Here is a 15,401-nt window from a genome sequence, read left to right on the forward strand (position 1 = left end):
CATCCCTTAGGAGACGACCCAGGAGCGGCCTTGCTGGGCTAGACGTCGTATGAGCGCGTCCGAGCCCTCGCTCTTCGCGTAGCGGTGTTCCTCACCGTTGATCGGCACAAGCCACAGCCACCGGACGGCGTCGCCGTTGAGCCTAAGGCCGGTCAGGCCGGGTGCTTCAGGACCCGCGAGCCGGCCGGGATCGTCCAGGAGCAGGACGCCTTCCCAAGACGACTCGTCGTTGCCGAGGGGGAACGTGCGGGCCTCGTGGTACCACTTGACGACGTCTCCCGGGGCGAACCAGGTCACCGACCGCCAGGGGTACTGCGCCAGCCACGGGAAGATGCTGCCCGCACGCTGACTGGACAGAGTGCTGGCGACGGCCAGTTCGATCCGTCCGTATGGGGCGACATCATCCTCGTACAGTTCGACCGTGGGCATCCGCTGGCGGCTCATACCGACCGTGCTCAGGATGGTGAATTCACGGTCGCCCCTTGCAGGACGCTCCGACACCCCCACGGTCGGCGCCACGCTCGGCCTACCGCTCGCCAACTGCCGTCCGACGTCGTGCCAGTAGTGGCCACTCGGACCGAGCCGTTGCAGCAGATGGCCGAGCACGGCCTGCTGGAACTCCGCCCATGAGCCGTCGGCGCGGCACCTCTTCCAGTGCTCGCGCGCCTGCTCGATGCGCGGCCCGAAGTTCTCGATCTCCTCGTCCAGGGGGAACGCGAACGGGCTCTGGCGTGTGGCGTCGCGGGCGTAGCCGGGAATGCCGCGTCCCATGTCCGACCAGCCGGGGATCACCAGCAGCGGGTCGCCCGCCTCCAGGACGGCCACACCGTCGCCCTCCTCGAACCACACGACTTCCATGGCCTCGGCGTCCAGGGCCTCGCGCCCCTCAGGCCGGCGCACATGGGACTCCGGCAGGATCGGTGCACGCCCCGAGTTCAGCCGGGACTGGTCCAGTTCCGGCGGGGCCTGGCGATGGTTCGCGACCCAGACCGCCCCGATCACCGAACCCCGCGCGTCCTTCAGGTAGGCCGCGGTGACGTCGCCGTCGGTCTCGATGGTGAGCCGGCGGCTGCCGTACGGGCTGGCCGCCGCGTGGACGACCGTGGCCGCGGAACCCCGGGGCGAGGCGGCGCCCCTGCGCAATACCGACATGATCGAGACCTTAGTCGCAGACAAGGTCATGTGCAGGAATGTCGATGTTCGGGCGGGGGGAGTGTCCGCAGACGGACGAGGCACGGGCCGGTGTTTGCGACACTGGAAGCACCATGTCTGCCACCCAGCCCGCCGCCGCCGGCACCGCGCCCGAGAAGACCCCGGCGAAGCTCGTCTTCGCCGCCCCCAGGCGCGGCAAGCCGCCGAGGCATCTCGCCGACCTCACCACGGCGGAACGCCGCGAGGCGGTCGCCGCGCTGGGGGAGAAGCCGTTCCGTGCCGACCAGCTGTCGCGGCACTACTTCGCCCGCCTGGTCGACGACCCGGCCAAGATGACGGATCTGCCGGCCGCCGTCCGTGAACGTCTCGTGTCCGAGCTGCTTCCCTCGCTGCTGACCCCCGTCCGTGAGATGGACTGCGACGACGGTACGACCCTCAAGACCGTCTGGAAGGCCTTCGACGGAGTCCTGTTCGAATCGGTGCTGATGCGGTACCCGGACAGGGCGACGATGTGCGTCTCGTCCCAAGCAGGATGCGGGATGAACTGCCCCTTCTGCGCGACGGGTCAGGCGGGGCTCACCCGCAACCTGTCCACGGCCGAGATAGTCGAGCAGGTCACCGCGGGCGCGCGCGCACTCGCCCGCGGTCGCATCCCAGGCGGGCCCGGACGCGTCTCCAACATCGTCTTCATGGGCATGGGGGAGCCCCTGGCCAACTACAAGGCCGTGATAGGCGCGGTGCGTCGTATCACCGATCCGGCACCCGCGGGGCTGGGCATCTCCCAGCGTTCCGTGACGGTATCCACGGTCGGGCTCGTGCCGGCGATCGAGAAGCTCGCCGCCGAGGACATGTCCGTCCGGCTGGCGGTGTCCCTGCACGCGCCCGACGACGAGCTCCGTGACGACCTCGTGCCCGTCAACAACCGGTGGAAGGTCTCCGAGGTGCTGGACGCGGCCTGGGCCTACGCCGACCGCAGCGGCCGCCGTGTCTCGATCGAGTACGCCCTCATCAAGGACATCAACGATCAGGCGTGGCGGGCCGATCTTCTCGGAAGGCTCTTGCGCGGGAATCTCGTTCACGTCAATCTGATCCCGTTGAATCCGACGCCGGGTTCGAAGTGGACAGCCTCACGGCCCGAGGACGAGCGGGAGTTCGTCCGCCGCCTTGAGGCCCATGGGGTCCCGGTCACGGTGCGCGACACTCGGGGCAGGGAGATCGACGGGGCCTGCGGGCAGCTGGCCGCGGCGACCAAGGACTGAGCGCGCCGCGGGGCGGGTCCTGCCGCCGCGCGGGGACACGGTTGAGGAGCGCGGTGCCGGTGAGGACGGGTGTACGGCTGCCGGTGGTCATGCGGGGCTATCACCGTCAACAGGTCGACGACCTGTTGAAACGGATCTCGCAGGCACTGGACGGCGGGTCGCCGATGCCCGCGGACGAGGTGCGCCAGACCCGCTTCACCATCGTGATGCGCGGCTACGACCGGCGCGCCGTGGACGAGTTGCTGCGGGAGTGCATCAGGGAACTCCAGGTCGTGGCGCCGATCGGGGAGCGGCCAGGACGCCCGCGAGCCCAGCCCGCCTGGCTGATGAACTGGATCCAGAACGCCCGGTTCTCCGGCGCAGGGGCGCGCTCGGGCTACGACGTGCGGGACGTGGACGCGTTCCTCGACCGCGTGATCGCCGGCCTGCGCGGCGCCGCCCCGCCCGTGACGGCCCGTGACGTGCGGGAGAGCGCGTTCCGCGTGGTCCGTTTCGGCCCCGGCTACGACGAGCAGGAGGTCGACCGCTTCCTGCTCCAACTCGCCGGCGCCCTCGAACGCTGACGAAGCCACCCCCAAGCCTGAGGCTCTGACAGCTGACCGCGGACAGGGTGGCGCCCAGCGGTGTCCTCTCACCGAGGAGGCCGCTTCCGCTGAGCCCTGGGCCCTGAACGGCGAACATCGACCGCCACTACAGGCGCATGTCGCACCGACCTCGGTCGGCGGGAGGGCCGCAGGGCGGCTGCTCATCGGCGGAGGCCGAACCCCTCCACGTTGCGGCGACACCGGGCCGCGGTGCCGCATGAGTTATCCACAATTTCGGTGGGTGCTGCGTGGCGGGTGTGGTCCGCGCGACGCTACGGGGATGGACCACTTCGCCGCCCAGTACCGTCGGCTCCACGCCCTGTTCGATGTCTTCCTCGCCCCCGAGATCACGGCTCTTCTGCTGCCCCTGACGAGGGCCGCGTTACGCCTCGGCGCCGGCGGTGAGGCGGCCGTCCATCTCGGCGGCGCCCCGCTGCTGCCGCCGGGTGAGCGATGGCCTGAGTGGAACGGCCGTCCGCTCGACTTCCTTGGCGCGATCGACTTCGCCGGCCTCGCCCGCCTCGCCGAGATCCCCGGCCTGCCCTCAGGCCGGGCCGCGTTCTACTACGCGAGCGAGATCCCCCGTCCCTGGGGCAACGAGGCGGGCCAGCGGGACGGCTGGCGCGTTTTCACAGGTGACCTCCATGCCGCGACCTCGCCGTCCGGTGCGCTCTCTTACCCGCGGACAACGCTGGGCGCCGCTCCGTTCCTTTCTCTGCCCTCACCCCAAGAGCCCGTCGTCCAGCGCTTGGAGACCGTCTACAGCGGCGTCCTGCCCGTCTATGAGCAACTACACGCCGCCTGGACGCGCCACACCTGCCCGGACGACGCTCCCGCTCACCAGCTGGGAGGCTGGCCCACCCTCGTCCAACGTCCGCTCGGCCCCGACTGCCTGTACGCCTCGACCGGTCGCACCCTGAACTCCCTCAACCCCCCGGCTCTCACTCCGGACGAGGAGCGTGCCGTGGACGAATGGCATCTCCTCCTCCAACTCGACTCCGACGACCGCCTCGGCTGGCACTGGGGCGACCCAGGCCGCATCTACTTCTGCACGCGCCGGAACACCCCACTGGAGCAAACATGGCTGACCGTCCAAGCGGCCTGACACGTGACTCAGGGGGTGCGGCGGGCGGTGATGACGTAGGCGGTTCCTACGACTGTGGACCACAGGAGCACATGGAGGGCCACGGTGGGCAAAGTCGCGGTGAAGGCGGACGGGCCGTGGTTCGCGGCACGCATCCATTCGATCATTGGGACGGAGAGCCAGGAGAGCCGTCCGAGCCCGAGTAGCAAAAGCGCGGTCGCGCCGCCGAGGAGGGCGAGTAGCGAGACACCGGGATCGGGGATGAGCGCCCGGCTCGTCCATGCGCCGAGCAGCGTCCCCGGCACGGCCACGAGAAGGTTGAGCGCGCACCCTGCCAGGACCGCCCGTCCCGGCGAGCCAGCTTGGACCGCTTGGAAGAGGGGGACGGCCAACGCAATGACGCCGAGAGAGAGATTTACTCCGTACGCGGCGAGCAGGCCCGCCCACGTGGGGCCGGACGGGTGACGGGCGGCGGTGGCCGTCAGTGAACGCTGTTCGTCGGGCTGCGTGTCGAGCAGGGCGCGCGCCGCCCAGGCCCAGACGGGGAACATGAACGCCGCCACGTCCCCGAACGTCCTGACGGCGAGGTCGGCGGCTTTCGGCCCGCCCGGGCCCTGAACGAGAACCAGCGCCACGAGCAGCGCCACGACGATCAGCGGCTGCAGGACGCGCAGCGAACGGACGTACCCCGCGATCTGGAACCGGATGAGCGCGATCACCCCTCGCGCCTCCGCACCCGATATCCGTCCGCGCGCAACTTGCTCTCCACGGTATCGGCCTCACCCTCAGGCACCTCGACCTCAAGCACAGCCAACCCGCTGCCACCCCCCGGCACAACCGGCGCCAAGGCCCCACGACCTGCCGCAGTCCGGGTCCTGCTGCCGTCCTCTGGTGCGGGGCGAGTCTCAGTGTTGTCACCTAGCTCCAGGCCGGCCCCGCCGTTGTCGCTTGGCTCGGGGTGAGTCGTGTCGTCGTCGCCTGGGGCGGGGCTGGTCTCGGTGTTGCCGGTCCTGGCGTCGTTGTTTGGGGCGGGGTGGGTTCTGGCGTTGTTCTCTGGCCTTGGGCGGGCGTCGGTGGTGTCGTTGGGCGGGGGGAGGCGGGTTACGGTGTGGTCGGCTACGTGCAGGCGGTGGATGCCCGGCATTGCCTCGATGCAGCGCTGATGGTCGCTGACGACGACGGTGGTGCCGTTCGCCGCGAGTTCGGAGATCAGAGCGGGTAGCGCGTCGCGTGTGGCCGCGTCCAGGCCGGCGAAAGGCTCGTCCAGGATCAGGAGTTCCGGATCGGCCATGAAGGCCTGCGCGAGCCCGATCTTCTGCGCGCTGCCCTTCGACAGTTCGGGCAGGCGCACATCGAGGAGGTGAGCGAAGCGCAGTCGCTCCGACCATACGCCGACCACGTCTGTGGGGATATGTCGCATGGCGGCCATGTGGCCCAAGTACGCGCGGACACTGAACGGCTGGTCCACCGGGAACCGCTCCGGCGCGTATCCCACCCGCGCGGGCCGGTCCTTGACCTCGCCGGCGCCTGGCCTGCGCAGCCCCGCCATCACCCGGAGCAGTGTGGACTTCCCGGCGCCGTTGTGACCCGTCACCTCGGACACGCTGCCGCGCGCGAGCGACAATGTGACATCCCTGAACACCCAGGGATCCTTCCGCCGATAACGGAAGGCGACGCTCTCCAGCCGCATGAGAACCAGACGCTAGGGCCTCGGACGTAAGGACTCCGTTAGCCCGCCCGCAGCGCAACGAGGGAGTGCCATTTTCGGGGTGACTGGGCGGACGATCCACTTGCCTCGGCCTTGGCAGGTGGGGTCCTGGCGTGTTCGACGCCGGGCGGGCGCTGTTCGGGATGGCGAGCCTGCCCAACCGGTGGGACGACGGTCAGGGCGCTAAGCATGGCGTCATGCGGCGGGACGGTCGGGACGCCGAAGCGGCGTCGACCCGTGCTTGCGTCGTCGGCTACGCGTGCGAGAGCACCGCCTACCGGATCTAACGCCAGGCAGAGACACTTGCGGTCTTGCTTGGTGGGGAAGTGGCCGCCCGCTGCAGCGGGTCATGGAGCCGGCCCCCGAGGTCCGCGCCGTCTACGACGCCTCCTCGCTGCGGATCGCGGCGCTGAGCTGCCCGGCGGCTCGTCGCTTGGCGGGGGCGGGTGTTGAACGGTTGGGTGCGCGAGAGGATGGGGCTCATGGGTGAGGCTGTGGGCAAGCAGTGTGTGTTCTGCGAGATCGCCGAGGGGGAGCGGTCCGCGCATGTCGTGCTGGATACGGCCGAGGTGATGGCGTTTCTGGATATGCGGCCGCTGTTCAAGGGGCACACTCTGCTGATTCCGCGCACGCACTACGAGACGCTGACGGATCTTCCCGTGGACTCTCTGGGGACGTTCTTCGGGCATGCCCAGCGGCTCGCGGGTGCGATGGAGTCGGTGCTCGATGCGGCGGGCTCGTTCGTGGCCATGAACAACCGGGTCAGCCAGAGCGTCCCGCATCTGCACGTCCATGTGGTCCCGCGCAACCGCAAGGACGGCCTCCGCGGGTTCTTCTGGCCGCGGCAGAAGTACGACTCCGAAGCCGAGGCCGCAGCCTACGCCGCGCGCCTGTCCAAAGCCCTCACAGAGCCCGCATCCTGAATTCCCTTGCGGTCAGGGTCAGGTCAGAGCCGTGACGAGGGCCAAGTAGGGGTCTGCGGGGTCCGGGGCGGTCGGGTCGGGGGCCGTCGGCTGCTGGGCGGCGGCGTGTTCGTAGAGGTCTCGTTCGGCCCGGTCCAGGGCTGCGGAAAGGACGAAGTCGGTGACCGTCCAGCCGATCAGTTCGGCGGCCTTCTGGATCACGAGGAACTGGTCCGCGGAGGTCCGGAGCGTGATGTGATCGTCGTGGCGGGTGGCGGGAAGGTCCTGGCGAACCGACTCAGACATGGCCGGTCTCCTTCCTTGCGGCTCTTAAAAGTACGCCGCGAGGTGTTGCCAGGGCATCCCCACTGAGAACGAGAATCGTCGGGTGTCCGGTGAAGTCAGCGGGTTCCCCAGGAGTAGGTCTGTTTGCGCAGTTTGAGGTAGACGAAGCTCTCGGTCGAGACGACGCCGGGGACAGCGCGGATCCGGCCGAGGAGTTCCAGGAGGCGTTCGTCGTCCTCGCAGACGAGCTCCAGGAGGATGTCGAACGAGCCGGCGGTGATCACGACGTAGTCGATCTCGTCGAGGCCGGCCAGTTCGTCGGCGATCTTCTCCAGATCGCCCTCGCACTTGACTCCGATCATCATCTGCCGGGAGAAGCCGAGCATGAGCGGGTCGGTCACGCCGACGATCTGCATGACGCCGGTGTCGAGGAGCTTCTGGACGCGCTGGCGGACGGCGGCCTCGGAGAGCCCGACCGCCTTGCCGATGGCGGCGTACGAGCGGCGGCCGTCCTGCTGGAGCTGCTCGATGATCTGCTTCGCGGTCTCGTCGAGCTGGACGCGGGATGCGCGTTCCATCGGTGGTCTCCTAGCTGCGGCATCGAGGGTGTGAGGCCTCTGGGCCAAGTGAATTAGTCGTGAAATTCGATCGTAACAACGGAATCACTTGTGTTGGGCTGAAACCTCTGTAAGGGTCGGGCCAACAGGACACAACGGGCGAAGGCGCCCGGGAGGGATCTGAGAATGAGCGGCGAGCGGCTGCGCAACTTTATCGGCGGCGAGTACGTGGACGCCAAGGACGGGCGGACGCTGGAGGTGGTCGACCCCAGCACCGGCGAGACGTACGCCGAGGCGCCCGTGTCCGGCGCCGAGGACGTCGACGCCGCGTTCCGCGCGGCGGCCGACGCGTTCCCCGCCTGGCGCGACGCCACGCCAGGTGAGCGGAGCCTGGCGATGCTGCGGTTCGCCGACGCGGTCGAGAAGCGCGCGGAGGAACTCGTCCGGGTGGAGAGCCGGGACACCGGCAAGCCGCTCCAGATGACCCTGGACGAGGAGGTGCCGCCGATGGTGGACAACCTCCGCTTCTTCGCGGGGGCGTCCAGGGTCCTGGAGGGCAAGGCGTCCGCCGAGTACATGGCGGACCACACGTCCTCGATCCGGCGGGAGCCGGTCGGGGTCTGCGCCCAGGTGACGCCCTGGAACTACCCGATGATGATGGCGGTCTGGAAGATCGGGCCGGCGCTGTCGACGGGCAACACGGTCGTGCTGAAGCCGTCCGAGACGACGCCGGCGAGCACGCTGATGCTGGCGGAGATCGCGGCCGAGTACCTGCCGCCGGGCGTCTTCAACGTCATCTGCGGCGACCGTGACACGGGACGCGCCCTGGTGGAGCACCCGACGCCGCAGATGGTGTCCATCACCGGGAGCGTCAGGGCCGGTATGGAGGTCGCCGCGTCGGCGGCCAAGGACCTCAAGCGCGTCCATCTGGAGCTGGGCGGCAAGGCGCCGGTGGTCGTGTTCGACGACGCGGACGTCGAGTCGGCGGCGGCGGGCATCGCCGAGGCCGGGTTCTTCAACGCCGGGCAGGACTGCACGGCGGCCACGCGCGTCCTGGTGGCCGGCCGGCTGCACGACGAGTTCACCGAGGCGCTCACCGAGGCCGCCAAGGGAACCGTGGTCGGGCCGCCCAGCAACGCCGACGCCTTCTACGGACCGGTGAACAGCGCGAACCAGCTGGCCCGCGTCCAGGGCTTCATCGAGCGGGCGCCCAGCCACGCCAAGGTCCTCACCGGCGGCGAGCGCGTCGGCGACAGCGGCTACTTCTTCGCGCCGACCGTCGTCGGCGGCCTCAGGCAGGACGACGAGATGGTGCAGAACGAGGTGTTCGGGCCGGTCATCACCGTCCAGAGCTTCTCGGACGAGCAGCAGGCCGTCGAGTGGGCCAACGGCGTGAAGTACGGCCTGGCCGCAAGCGTGTGGACGCAGAACCACGGCCGTGCCATGCGCATGAGCAAGGCCCTGGACTTCGGCGCAGTCTGGGTCAACACCCACATCCCGCTGGTGTCGGAGATGCCGCACGGCGGCTTCAAGCACTCCGGCTACGGCAAGGACATGTCGATGTACGGAGTCGAGGACTACACCCGCGTCAAGCACGTCATGCACTACATCGGCGGCTGATCGACGCCGACCGGAGCCCGTGAAGGAAGTCCCGCCCATGACCGAGACCCACCCCGCCCCGGCGCGCGACGACCCCGGTCGCGCGGTTCCCGCCATCGAGCTCCAGGGAGTCGAGAAGGCGTACCACGCCTATGGCGAGACCGTGGCCGCGGTCCGCGGCGTGGACCTGGCGATCGCGCAGGGGGAGTTCTTCTCCCTGCTCGGCCCGTCCGGCTGCGGCAAGACGACGACCATGCGCATGGTCGCCGGCTTCGAGGAGCCGACGGCGGGCGAGGTCCGTCTGCACGGGCAGGACGTCACGGGTGTGTCCCCCAACCGGCGCGACGTGAACATGGTGTTCCAGTCGTACGCGCTGTTCCCGCACATGAGCGTCTTCGAGAACGTCGCGTTCGGCCTGCGCCGGCGCGGCGTTCCGAAGGCGGACATCAGGCGCCGGGTGGGGGAGATGCTGGACATCGTCGACTTGGCGGGACGGGAACGGCGCCGTCCCGCCGAGTTGTCCGGTGGCCAGCAGCAGCGGGTCGCGCTGGCCCGCGCGCTGGTGAACCGGCCGCGGGCCCTGCTGCTGGACGAACCGCTCGGCGCCCTCGACCTGAAGCTGCGCCAGGCTATGCAGGTCGAGCTGAAACGGATCCAGCGGGAGGTCGGCATCACGTTCGTGTACGTGACGCACGACCAGGGCGAGGCCCTCACGATGTCGGACCGCATCGCCGTCATGAACGACGGGCTGATCGAGCAGCTCGGCACGCCACGGGAGATCTACGAGCATCCGGCCACGCGGTTCGTCGCCGGGTTCATCGGGACGTCCAACCTGCTGGGCGGCGAGGTCACCCGGGCGGGTGACGGCAGCGCCGTGCTCTCCCACGGCCCGGACGGGCGGATCGAAGTCCCGGTCAGGGAGGGCCTCGACCTCGCCGAGGGGGAGCGGCTGGAGCTGACCGTCCGCCCGGAGAAGATCGGCATCGGGCTGGACAAGCCGGGGGACGGCCTGTGCGGGGTCCGGGGGACCGTGACCGAGGTCGTGTACCTCGGGACATCGACGAACTACAACATCACCACCTCCGCTGGGGCCGACGTCGTCGTGTTCCTGCAGAACGCCACGTCCGCCGACGACATCGCCGTGCGCGGCGACGACGTCTGGCTGTCATGGGATCCGCGCCACTCGTACGCCCTAGGAGCCCCCCAGTGAGCGAGATCGACCCCGCATTCCTGCGCGGACTCACGCGGCCGCGCCTGGCGCGTTCGACCACGACCCGTCGCGACGTCCTGAGACTGATGGGCGCGGCCGGCGCCGGGCTCGCCCTGTCGGCCTGCGGCGTGAAGGGGCAGGGCGGCAAGGAGAAGGTCAGCCAGAGCGACGTCCAGAAGTACTGGGCGGGCAAGGCCAAGAACGGCAGGCTCAACTGGGCGAACTGGCCCGGCTACATGCAGGACGACCGGGAGACCATCAAGGCGTTCGAGAAGGAGACGGGCATCAAGGTGACCTACAAGGAGGTCATCCAGGAGATGGGCCCGTGGTTCGGGAAGATCCAGGCGCCGCTGGCCGCCGGACAGTCCATCGGCTTCGACCTGATGGTCATGACGAACGGGATCCAGCTGGAGCAGTGCCGCCAGCTCGGCTACCTGGCCCCGCTCGACCTGTCGAAGCTGCAGAACTTCCAGGCGAACGCGGGACAGTCCTTCAAGAACCCGTCCTACGACCCCGGCAACGCCTTCACGATCCCGTACGAGTCGGGCGTGACCGGCATCGCGTACAACACCAAGTACGTGAAGGAGGAGATCACCAGCATCGCCCAGCTGTTCGACCCGAAGTACAAGGGCAAGGTCGGCATGATGGGCGACTCGCAGGAGCTCGGGAACTTCGGGATGTTCCTGCTCGGCATCGACCCGGAGAAGTCGACGAAGGCCGACTGGGAGAAGGCCGCCTCCAAGCTCCGGGAGCAGCGGGACAAGGGCATCGTCCGCAAGTACTACACCCAGGACTACGTCGACGCCGTCAGCAAGGGCGACGTGTGGATGACGATGGCGTGGTCCGGTGACGTCTACAGCCTGACGAGCCCGGACGTGAAATTCGTGGTGCCCAAGGAGGGCGGCACGATCTGGACCGACAACATGTGCATCCCCAAGACCGCCGAGAACCCGGTGGACGCGCTGACGCTGATGGACTGGCTGTACGTCCCGGAGAACAACGTCCCGCTGACCGAGTTCATCAACTACATGCCGCCGATCCCGTCCACCCAGCAGATCATCACGCAGCAGGCGCAGCAGGCGACCGGCGCGGAGAAGAAGGACCTGACCAGGCTGAGCACCAGCCCGCTGATCTTCCCGTCGCAGGGCGACCTGGCCCGGCTGCGGCACTACCGGCGGCTCACCCAGGCCGAGGAGACCGAGTACCAGAAGATCTTCGAGCCGATCTCCAAGGGGTCGTGATGGCGCGGGGACGGGGGCGGCTCGCGCCGTACCTCATGATCCTGCCGAGCGGGCTCTGGCTGGCCGCGTTCTTCCTCGTCCCGATGGTGCTGATGGTGTCGCTGTCGCTGCAGACGGGCAACCTCATCGACGGGTTCCGGCAGACGCTCCACTGGCAGAACTACACCGACGGCCTGGACACCTACGGCGACAAGTTCGTCCGCTCGCTCTGGTACGGGCTGATCGCGACGGTGGCGTGCATCGTCGTCGCCTACCCGGCCGCGTACTGGATCGCGTTCCGCGGCGGGCGCAACAAGTCGACGTACCTGTTCCTGCTGCTGCTCCCGTACTTCGTCTCGTTCATCCTGCGGACGGTGTCGTGGAAGCTCGTCCTCACCGACAACGGGCCGATCCTCGGGCCGTTGCGCGACCACGGGATCCTGCCTGAGGACTTCCACGTCCTCGACACCGGGATCGCGGTCGTGTCCGGGCTCACCTACAACTTCCTGCCGTTCATGGTGCTGCCGATCTACGTGGCCCTGGAACGCATCGACCCGCGCGTGGTGGAGGCGGCCTACGACCTGTACGCGAGCCGCGCGAAGGCGTTCACCCGGGTGATCCTGCCGCTGTCGCTGCCCGGCGTTTTCGCCGGCGTGATCATGACGTTCGTGCCGGTGTCGTCGGACTACGTGAACGCCGAGGTCCTCGGCGGCCCGCAGAACACGATGATCGGCAACGTGATCCAGACGGAGTACTTCAACAACAGCGCCTACCCGACGGCGTCCGCGCTGTCGTTCGCGCTGATGGCGATCCTGCTCGTCGGGATCTTCGCCTACGCCCGCACTCTCGGCACGCAGGACGTCCTGGAGGCGGCGAGACGATGACGACGACGCTCACCAAGACCCCGCAACGACGCCGGGCCGCTGCCCGCAGGCGAATCTCCGGTCTGCACGTCTACACGCTCGCACTGATCGCCTGGCTGATCCTGCCGATCGCGATCATGATCCTTTTCGGGTTCAACGACACGCACAGCAAGCAGAACTTCCGCTGGGAGGGCTTCACGCTCAGGTGGTACGCGCACCTCTTCGACAAGAGCGACCTCACCACCGCCGTCGTGAACTCCCTGACGATCGCGCTGCTCAGCACGCTCATCACCACGGTCATCGGAACGTTCGCGGGCCTCGCGCTCGGCCGCTACCGGTTCCGCGGCAAGGGCTCGACCAACCTCGTGCTGTTCATGGCGATCTCCTGCCCCGAGATCGTGATGGGCGCGTCGCTGCTGTCGATGTTCGTCACGTTCAACCTGCCGCGCGGCTACCTCACGATCCTCGTCGCGCACGTGATGTTCTCCATCGCGTTCGTGGCCGTGACGGTCCGGGCCCGCGTCGTCGGCCTGGACCCGGCGGTGGAGGAGGCCGCGCAGGACCTCGGCGCCGGCCCGTGGGCGCGGTTCCGGCTCGTCACCCTTCCCATGATCATGCCGGGTGTGGTCGCGGGGGCGCTGCTGGCGTTCGTCCTGTCCATCGACGACTTCGTCATCACCAACTTCACCAGCGGCTCCACCGTCACCTTCCCGCTGTGGATCTACGGCTCCACCAGGACGGGAACGCCCCCGCAGGTCAACGTGATGGGGACGCTCATCTTCGCGGTGGGCGTCGTGATCGCGGTCGTGTCCGCCCGGCGCAGCGCCCGCGCGGCCCGCTGAACGGCGCCGTCATGAACCATCGGGGGACGAGAGCCGACGTGCCGGAGCCGCTCGCCGACGCCGCCCCGGAGCCGTTCTGGCTCCAGGACCCGGCCCGTCCCGCCGCCGGCCCGGCACTGACGGGCGCGCGGTCGTGCGACCTCGCCGTCGTCGGAGGCGGGTACAGCGGCCTGTGGACGGCCCTGCTCGCCAAGGAACGCGACCCGTCCCTGGACGTGGTCGTGCTGGAGGCCGGCCGGATCGGCGCCGCCGCGTCCGGGCGCAACGGCGGATTCTGCGCCGCCAGCCTCACCCACGGGCTGGAGAACGGCCTCGGACGCTGGCCGGACGACATGCACACGCTCGAACGCCTCGGCTGGGACAACCTCCGCGCCATCGGCGTGACCCTGACCCGGTACGGCATCGACGCCGAATGGGAGCCGACCGGGGAGATGAGCGTCGCCACCGAGGAATGGCAGGTGCCCGCGCTCGAACAGGCGGCGGAGAAGGCGTTCGAACACGGCTGGGAACCGATCATGCTGGGCCCGGACGCCGTACGCGCCGAGGTCGACTCGCCCACCTACCTCGCCGGCCTGTGGGACCGCGACTCCGTCGTCATGGTGCACCCCGCCAAACTGGCCTGGGGCCTGGCGGACGCGTGCCGCGCTTTGGGCGTCCGCGTCTACGAGAACACCCGCGTCACCGGACTGCAAGCCGACGCCCGGCGTCTCAAGCTGACCGGCGTGAGTCGCTCGCAGAGGAACGGCGCTCCCCACGGGACGGTCACCGCCCGGCGGGTCGCGCTCGGCACCGGCGCCTACCCGCCGATCCTGCGGCGGCTGCGCCGCTTCCTCGTCCCCGTGTACGACTACGCCCTCGTCACCGAACCGCTCACCGCCGAACAGCGCAAGGCCATCGGGTGGCGGCACCGCCAAGGCCTCGGCGACAGCGCCAACCAGTTCCACTACTACCGGCTCACCGCGGACGACCGGATCGTCTGGGGCGGCTACGACGCCGTCTACCACTATGGCAACGGGCTACACCCCGGCCTTGAACGGCGTCCTGCCACGTATGCGACGCTCGCCCAGCACTTCTTCACCACGTTCCCGCAACTCGAAGGCGTTCGCTTCAGCAACGCGTGGGGCGGCGTCATCGACACCTGCAGCCGCTTCTGCGCCTTCTTCGGGACGGCCTACGACGGCAGGCTCGCCTACGCGGCGGGCTACACCGGCCTCGGTGTGGGAGCCACCCGCTTCGGCGCCGACGTCATGCTCGACCTGCTGCGCGTCGGCCTCGCGCCCGGTGAGGAGACCGAACGGACCCGGCTGAAGATGGTGCGCTCCAAGCCCGTCCCGTTCCCGCCGGAGCCGCTCCGCTACGGCGTCATCGAGCTGACCCGCCGTGAGATCGCCCGCGCCGACCGCAACGCCGGACGCCGCGGTCTCTGGCTCCGCACCCTCGACCGCCTGGGCCTCGGCTTCGACTCCTGAACCGGGTCGGCCCCTGCCGGAGCCCCCGGCCGGACGGGCCCTAGTCGGGGGACTCGTCGACCGAGCCGAAGATGACCGAGGAGACCTCCAGGTAGAGCTGCTCCGGGTAGGGCATGTAGCCCACGTTGCGGAGCGCCTGCTTCTGGCCCGCGGACTCCATCACGAACTCGCCGAAGCCGAGCACCCGGCCCGCCATGGAGCGGTTCAGCGCGATGTCGGTGACCTTGGCCAGCGGCATCATCGCGACGTTGCGGTTGAGGACGCCGTTGACGACCATCACCCGGTGCTCGGTGACCAGGAAGAACTCCACGGACCAGGCGATGACCTTCCAGACCAGGTAGCCGATCGCGATCAGCCAGAGCCACCAGACCCAGAGCAGCCCGGTGACCGCGCTGACCGCCGAGCACGCGACGAGCCCGGCGACGACGATCGCGACCGGTGCCAGCAGGACGGCGGGGTGCCGGCGCACCGCGATGACGCGGCCCTCGTAGGACATCAGATACTTGTCGACGGTCCGCGACGAGTTGTCGCGGTGCACCATCATGTCCTGCAGATTCACGGCGGCGTCCTCGTCATGATCCGGTTGGTTCAACCGTAGCCGACGCGGCCCGGGCGCCGCAGGGGCCGCGGGGTAAGGGGTCCGGCCCCGCGCGGGATCTTGTCGGAG

The 15,401-nt window shown here is 69.2% G+C and carries 17 protein-coding genes; 11 read left to right on the top strand and 6 right to left on the bottom strand.

The window, feature by feature from the left end; genetic code table 11:
- Positions 1-6 precede the first annotated feature (6 nt).
- Positions 7-1,152 (bottom strand): suppressor of fused domain protein, encoded by a 1,146-nt coding sequence (locus ACQPXG_RS13670; protein ID WP_433468032.1) that lies wholly within the window; start codon positions 1,150-1,152, stop codon positions 7-9.
- Positions 1,153-1,265: 113 nt separating this feature from the next.
- On the opposite strand from ACQPXG_RS13670, the gene rlmN reads away from it, so the two are divergent.
- The 3 genes from rlmN to ACQPXG_RS13685 all read left to right on the top strand — a co-directional run bounded on the left by rlmN (position 1,266) and on the right by ACQPXG_RS13685 (position 4,100).
- Complete coding sequence (gene rlmN / locus ACQPXG_RS13675) at positions 1,266-2,411, top strand: 23S rRNA (adenine(2503)-C(2))-methyltransferase RlmN (RefSeq protein WP_433468033.1); 1,146 nt, start codon at positions 1,266-1,268, stop codon at positions 2,409-2,411.
- Between the two features lie 59 nt (positions 2,412-2,470).
- On the top strand, positions 2,471-2,974 hold the full coding sequence (locus ACQPXG_RS13680; RefSeq protein ID WP_433468034.1) for a DivIVA domain-containing protein: 504 nt from the start codon (positions 2,471-2,473) through the stop codon (positions 2,972-2,974).
- A gap of 301 nt (positions 2,975-3,275) precedes the next feature.
- Positions 3,276-4,100, top strand: a complete 825-nt coding sequence (locus ACQPXG_RS13685) for a DUF1963 domain-containing protein (RefSeq protein ID WP_433468035.1) — start codon at positions 3,276-3,278, stop codon at positions 4,098-4,100.
- Positions 4,101-4,108: 8 nt separating this feature from the next.
- On the opposite strand, the gene ACQPXG_RS13690 is transcribed toward ACQPXG_RS13685, so the two are convergent.
- Together ACQPXG_RS13690 and ACQPXG_RS13695 are read right to left on the bottom strand one after the other, a co-directional pair.
- Positions 4,109-4,798 carry a hypothetical protein gene (locus tag ACQPXG_RS13690; protein WP_433468036.1) on the bottom strand — a complete coding sequence of 230 codons (690 nt, stop codon included), beginning with the start codon at positions 4,796-4,798 and terminating at the stop codon, positions 4,109-4,111.
- Positions 4,795-5,769, bottom strand: a complete 975-nt coding sequence (locus ACQPXG_RS13695) for an ABC transporter ATP-binding protein (protein WP_433468037.1) — start codon at positions 5,767-5,769, stop codon at positions 4,795-4,797. Before ACQPXG_RS13695 ends, ACQPXG_RS13690 begins: the two co-directional genes overlap by 4 nt.
- A gap of 131 nt (positions 5,770-5,900) precedes the next feature.
- On the opposite strand from ACQPXG_RS13695, the gene ACQPXG_RS13700 reads away from it, so the two are divergent.
- Positions 5,901-6,074, top strand: a complete 174-nt coding sequence (locus ACQPXG_RS13700) for a hypothetical protein (RefSeq protein WP_433468038.1) — start codon at positions 5,901-5,903, stop codon at positions 6,072-6,074.
- A 195-nt stretch (positions 6,075-6,269) separates the two neighbouring features.
- Positions 6,270-6,710 (top strand): HIT family protein, encoded by a 441-nt coding sequence (locus ACQPXG_RS13705; RefSeq protein ID WP_433468039.1) that lies wholly within the window; start codon positions 6,270-6,272, stop codon positions 6,708-6,710.
- Between the two features lie 18 nt (positions 6,711-6,728).
- Here ACQPXG_RS13705 and ACQPXG_RS13710 read toward each other — a convergent pair whose 3' ends face one another.
- Together ACQPXG_RS13710 and ACQPXG_RS13715 are read right to left on the bottom strand one after the other, a co-directional pair.
- On the bottom strand, positions 6,729-6,995 hold the full coding sequence (locus tag ACQPXG_RS13710) for a DUF1778 domain-containing protein (RefSeq protein ID WP_433468040.1): 267 nt from the start codon (positions 6,993-6,995) through the stop codon (positions 6,729-6,731).
- A gap of 95 nt (positions 6,996-7,090) precedes the next feature.
- Positions 7,091-7,552, bottom strand: a complete 462-nt coding sequence (locus ACQPXG_RS13715) for an Lrp/AsnC family transcriptional regulator (RefSeq protein ID WP_433468041.1) — start codon at positions 7,550-7,552, stop codon at positions 7,091-7,093.
- A 165-nt stretch (positions 7,553-7,717) separates the two neighbouring features.
- On the opposite strand from ACQPXG_RS13715, the gene ACQPXG_RS13720 reads away from it, so the two are divergent.
- The 6 genes from ACQPXG_RS13720 to ACQPXG_RS13745 are packed head-to-tail and all read left to right on the top strand — an operon-like array spanning position 7,718 to position 14,734.
- Positions 7,718-9,151 (top strand): gamma-aminobutyraldehyde dehydrogenase, encoded by a 1,434-nt coding sequence (locus tag ACQPXG_RS13720; RefSeq protein ID WP_433468042.1) that lies wholly within the window; start codon positions 7,718-7,720, stop codon positions 9,149-9,151.
- A gap of 37 nt (positions 9,152-9,188) precedes the next feature.
- Complete coding sequence (locus ACQPXG_RS13725; protein WP_433468043.1) at positions 9,189-10,340, top strand: ABC transporter ATP-binding protein; 1,152 nt, start codon at positions 9,189-9,191, stop codon at positions 10,338-10,340.
- Positions 10,337-11,581: a polyamine ABC transporter substrate-binding protein gene (locus tag ACQPXG_RS13730; protein ID WP_433468044.1), complete on the top strand. Its 1,245-nt coding sequence runs from the start codon at positions 10,337-10,339 to the stop codon at positions 11,579-11,581. Before ACQPXG_RS13725 ends, ACQPXG_RS13730 begins: the two co-directional genes overlap by 4 nt.
- Positions 11,581-12,444 carry an ABC transporter permease gene (locus tag ACQPXG_RS13735; RefSeq protein WP_433468045.1) on the top strand — a complete coding sequence of 288 codons (864 nt, stop codon included), beginning with the start codon at positions 11,581-11,583 and terminating at the stop codon, positions 12,442-12,444. Before ACQPXG_RS13730 ends, ACQPXG_RS13735 begins: the two co-directional genes overlap by 1 nt.
- The gene (locus ACQPXG_RS13740; protein WP_433468046.1) at positions 12,441-13,265 is read left to right on the top strand and encodes an ABC transporter permease; all 825 of its coding nucleotides are present in this window, start codon (positions 12,441-12,443) and stop codon (positions 13,263-13,265) included. Before ACQPXG_RS13735 ends, ACQPXG_RS13740 begins: the two co-directional genes overlap by 4 nt.
- A gap of 11 nt (positions 13,266-13,276) precedes the next feature.
- Complete coding sequence (locus ACQPXG_RS13745; protein ID WP_433468047.1) at positions 13,277-14,734, top strand: NAD(P)/FAD-dependent oxidoreductase; 1,458 nt, start codon at positions 13,277-13,279, stop codon at positions 14,732-14,734.
- A 40-nt stretch (positions 14,735-14,774) separates the two neighbouring features.
- On the opposite strand, the gene ACQPXG_RS13750 is transcribed toward ACQPXG_RS13745, so the two are convergent.
- Positions 14,775-15,293 carry a PH domain-containing protein gene (locus ACQPXG_RS13750; RefSeq protein ID WP_433468048.1) on the bottom strand — a complete coding sequence of 173 codons (519 nt, stop codon included), beginning with the start codon at positions 15,291-15,293 and terminating at the stop codon, positions 14,775-14,777.
- Between the last annotated feature and the right edge of the window lie 108 nt (positions 15,294-15,401).

Origin of the sequence: Spirillospora sp. CA-128828, assembly GCF_050945415.1 — a bacterium.
In the GTDB taxonomy this organism is placed as follows: domain Bacteria; phylum Actinomycetota; class Actinomycetes; order Streptosporangiales; family Streptosporangiaceae; genus Spirillospora.

Excerpts from the sequence above, each read along its gene's own strand:
- ACQPXG_RS13740 (WP_433468046.1), top strand. The coding sequence starts at position 12,441 with ATGACGACGACGCTCACCAAGACCCCGCAACGACGCCGGGCCGCTGCC.
- ACQPXG_RS13705 (WP_433468039.1), top strand. The coding sequence starts at position 6,270 with ATGGGTGAGGCTGTGGGCAAGCAGTGTGTGTTCTGCGAGATCGCCGAG.
- ACQPXG_RS13715 (WP_433468041.1), bottom strand. The coding sequence starts at position 7,552 with ATGGAACGCGCATCCCGCGTCCAGCTCGACGAGACCGCGAAGCAGATC.
- ACQPXG_RS13735 (WP_433468045.1), top strand. The coding sequence starts at position 11,581 with ATGGCGCGGGGACGGGGGCGGCTCGCGCCGTACCTCATGATCCTGCCG.
- rlmN (WP_433468033.1), top strand. The coding sequence starts at position 1,266 with ATGTCTGCCACCCAGCCCGCCGCCGCCGGCACCGCGCCCGAGAAGACC.
- ACQPXG_RS13695 (WP_433468037.1), bottom strand. The coding sequence starts at position 5,769 with ATGCGGCTGGAGAGCGTCGCCTTCCGTTATCGGCGGAAGGATCCCTGG.
- ACQPXG_RS13745 (WP_433468047.1), top strand. The coding sequence starts at position 13,277 with ATGAACCATCGGGGGACGAGAGCCGACGTGCCGGAGCCGCTCGCCGAC.
- ACQPXG_RS13685 (WP_433468035.1), top strand. The coding sequence starts at position 3,276 with ATGGACCACTTCGCCGCCCAGTACCGTCGGCTCCACGCCCTGTTCGAT.
- ACQPXG_RS13725 (WP_433468043.1), top strand. The coding sequence starts at position 9,189 with ATGACCGAGACCCACCCCGCCCCGGCGCGCGACGACCCCGGTCGCGCG.
- ACQPXG_RS13710 (WP_433468040.1), bottom strand. The coding sequence starts at position 6,995 with ATGTCTGAGTCGGTTCGCCAGGACCTTCCCGCCACCCGCCACGACGAT.
- ACQPXG_RS13670 (WP_433468032.1), bottom strand. The coding sequence starts at position 1,152 with ATGTCGGTATTGCGCAGGGGCGCCGCCTCGCCCCGGGGTTCCGCGGCC.
- ACQPXG_RS13720 (WP_433468042.1), top strand. The coding sequence starts at position 7,718 with ATGAGCGGCGAGCGGCTGCGCAACTTTATCGGCGGCGAGTACGTGGAC.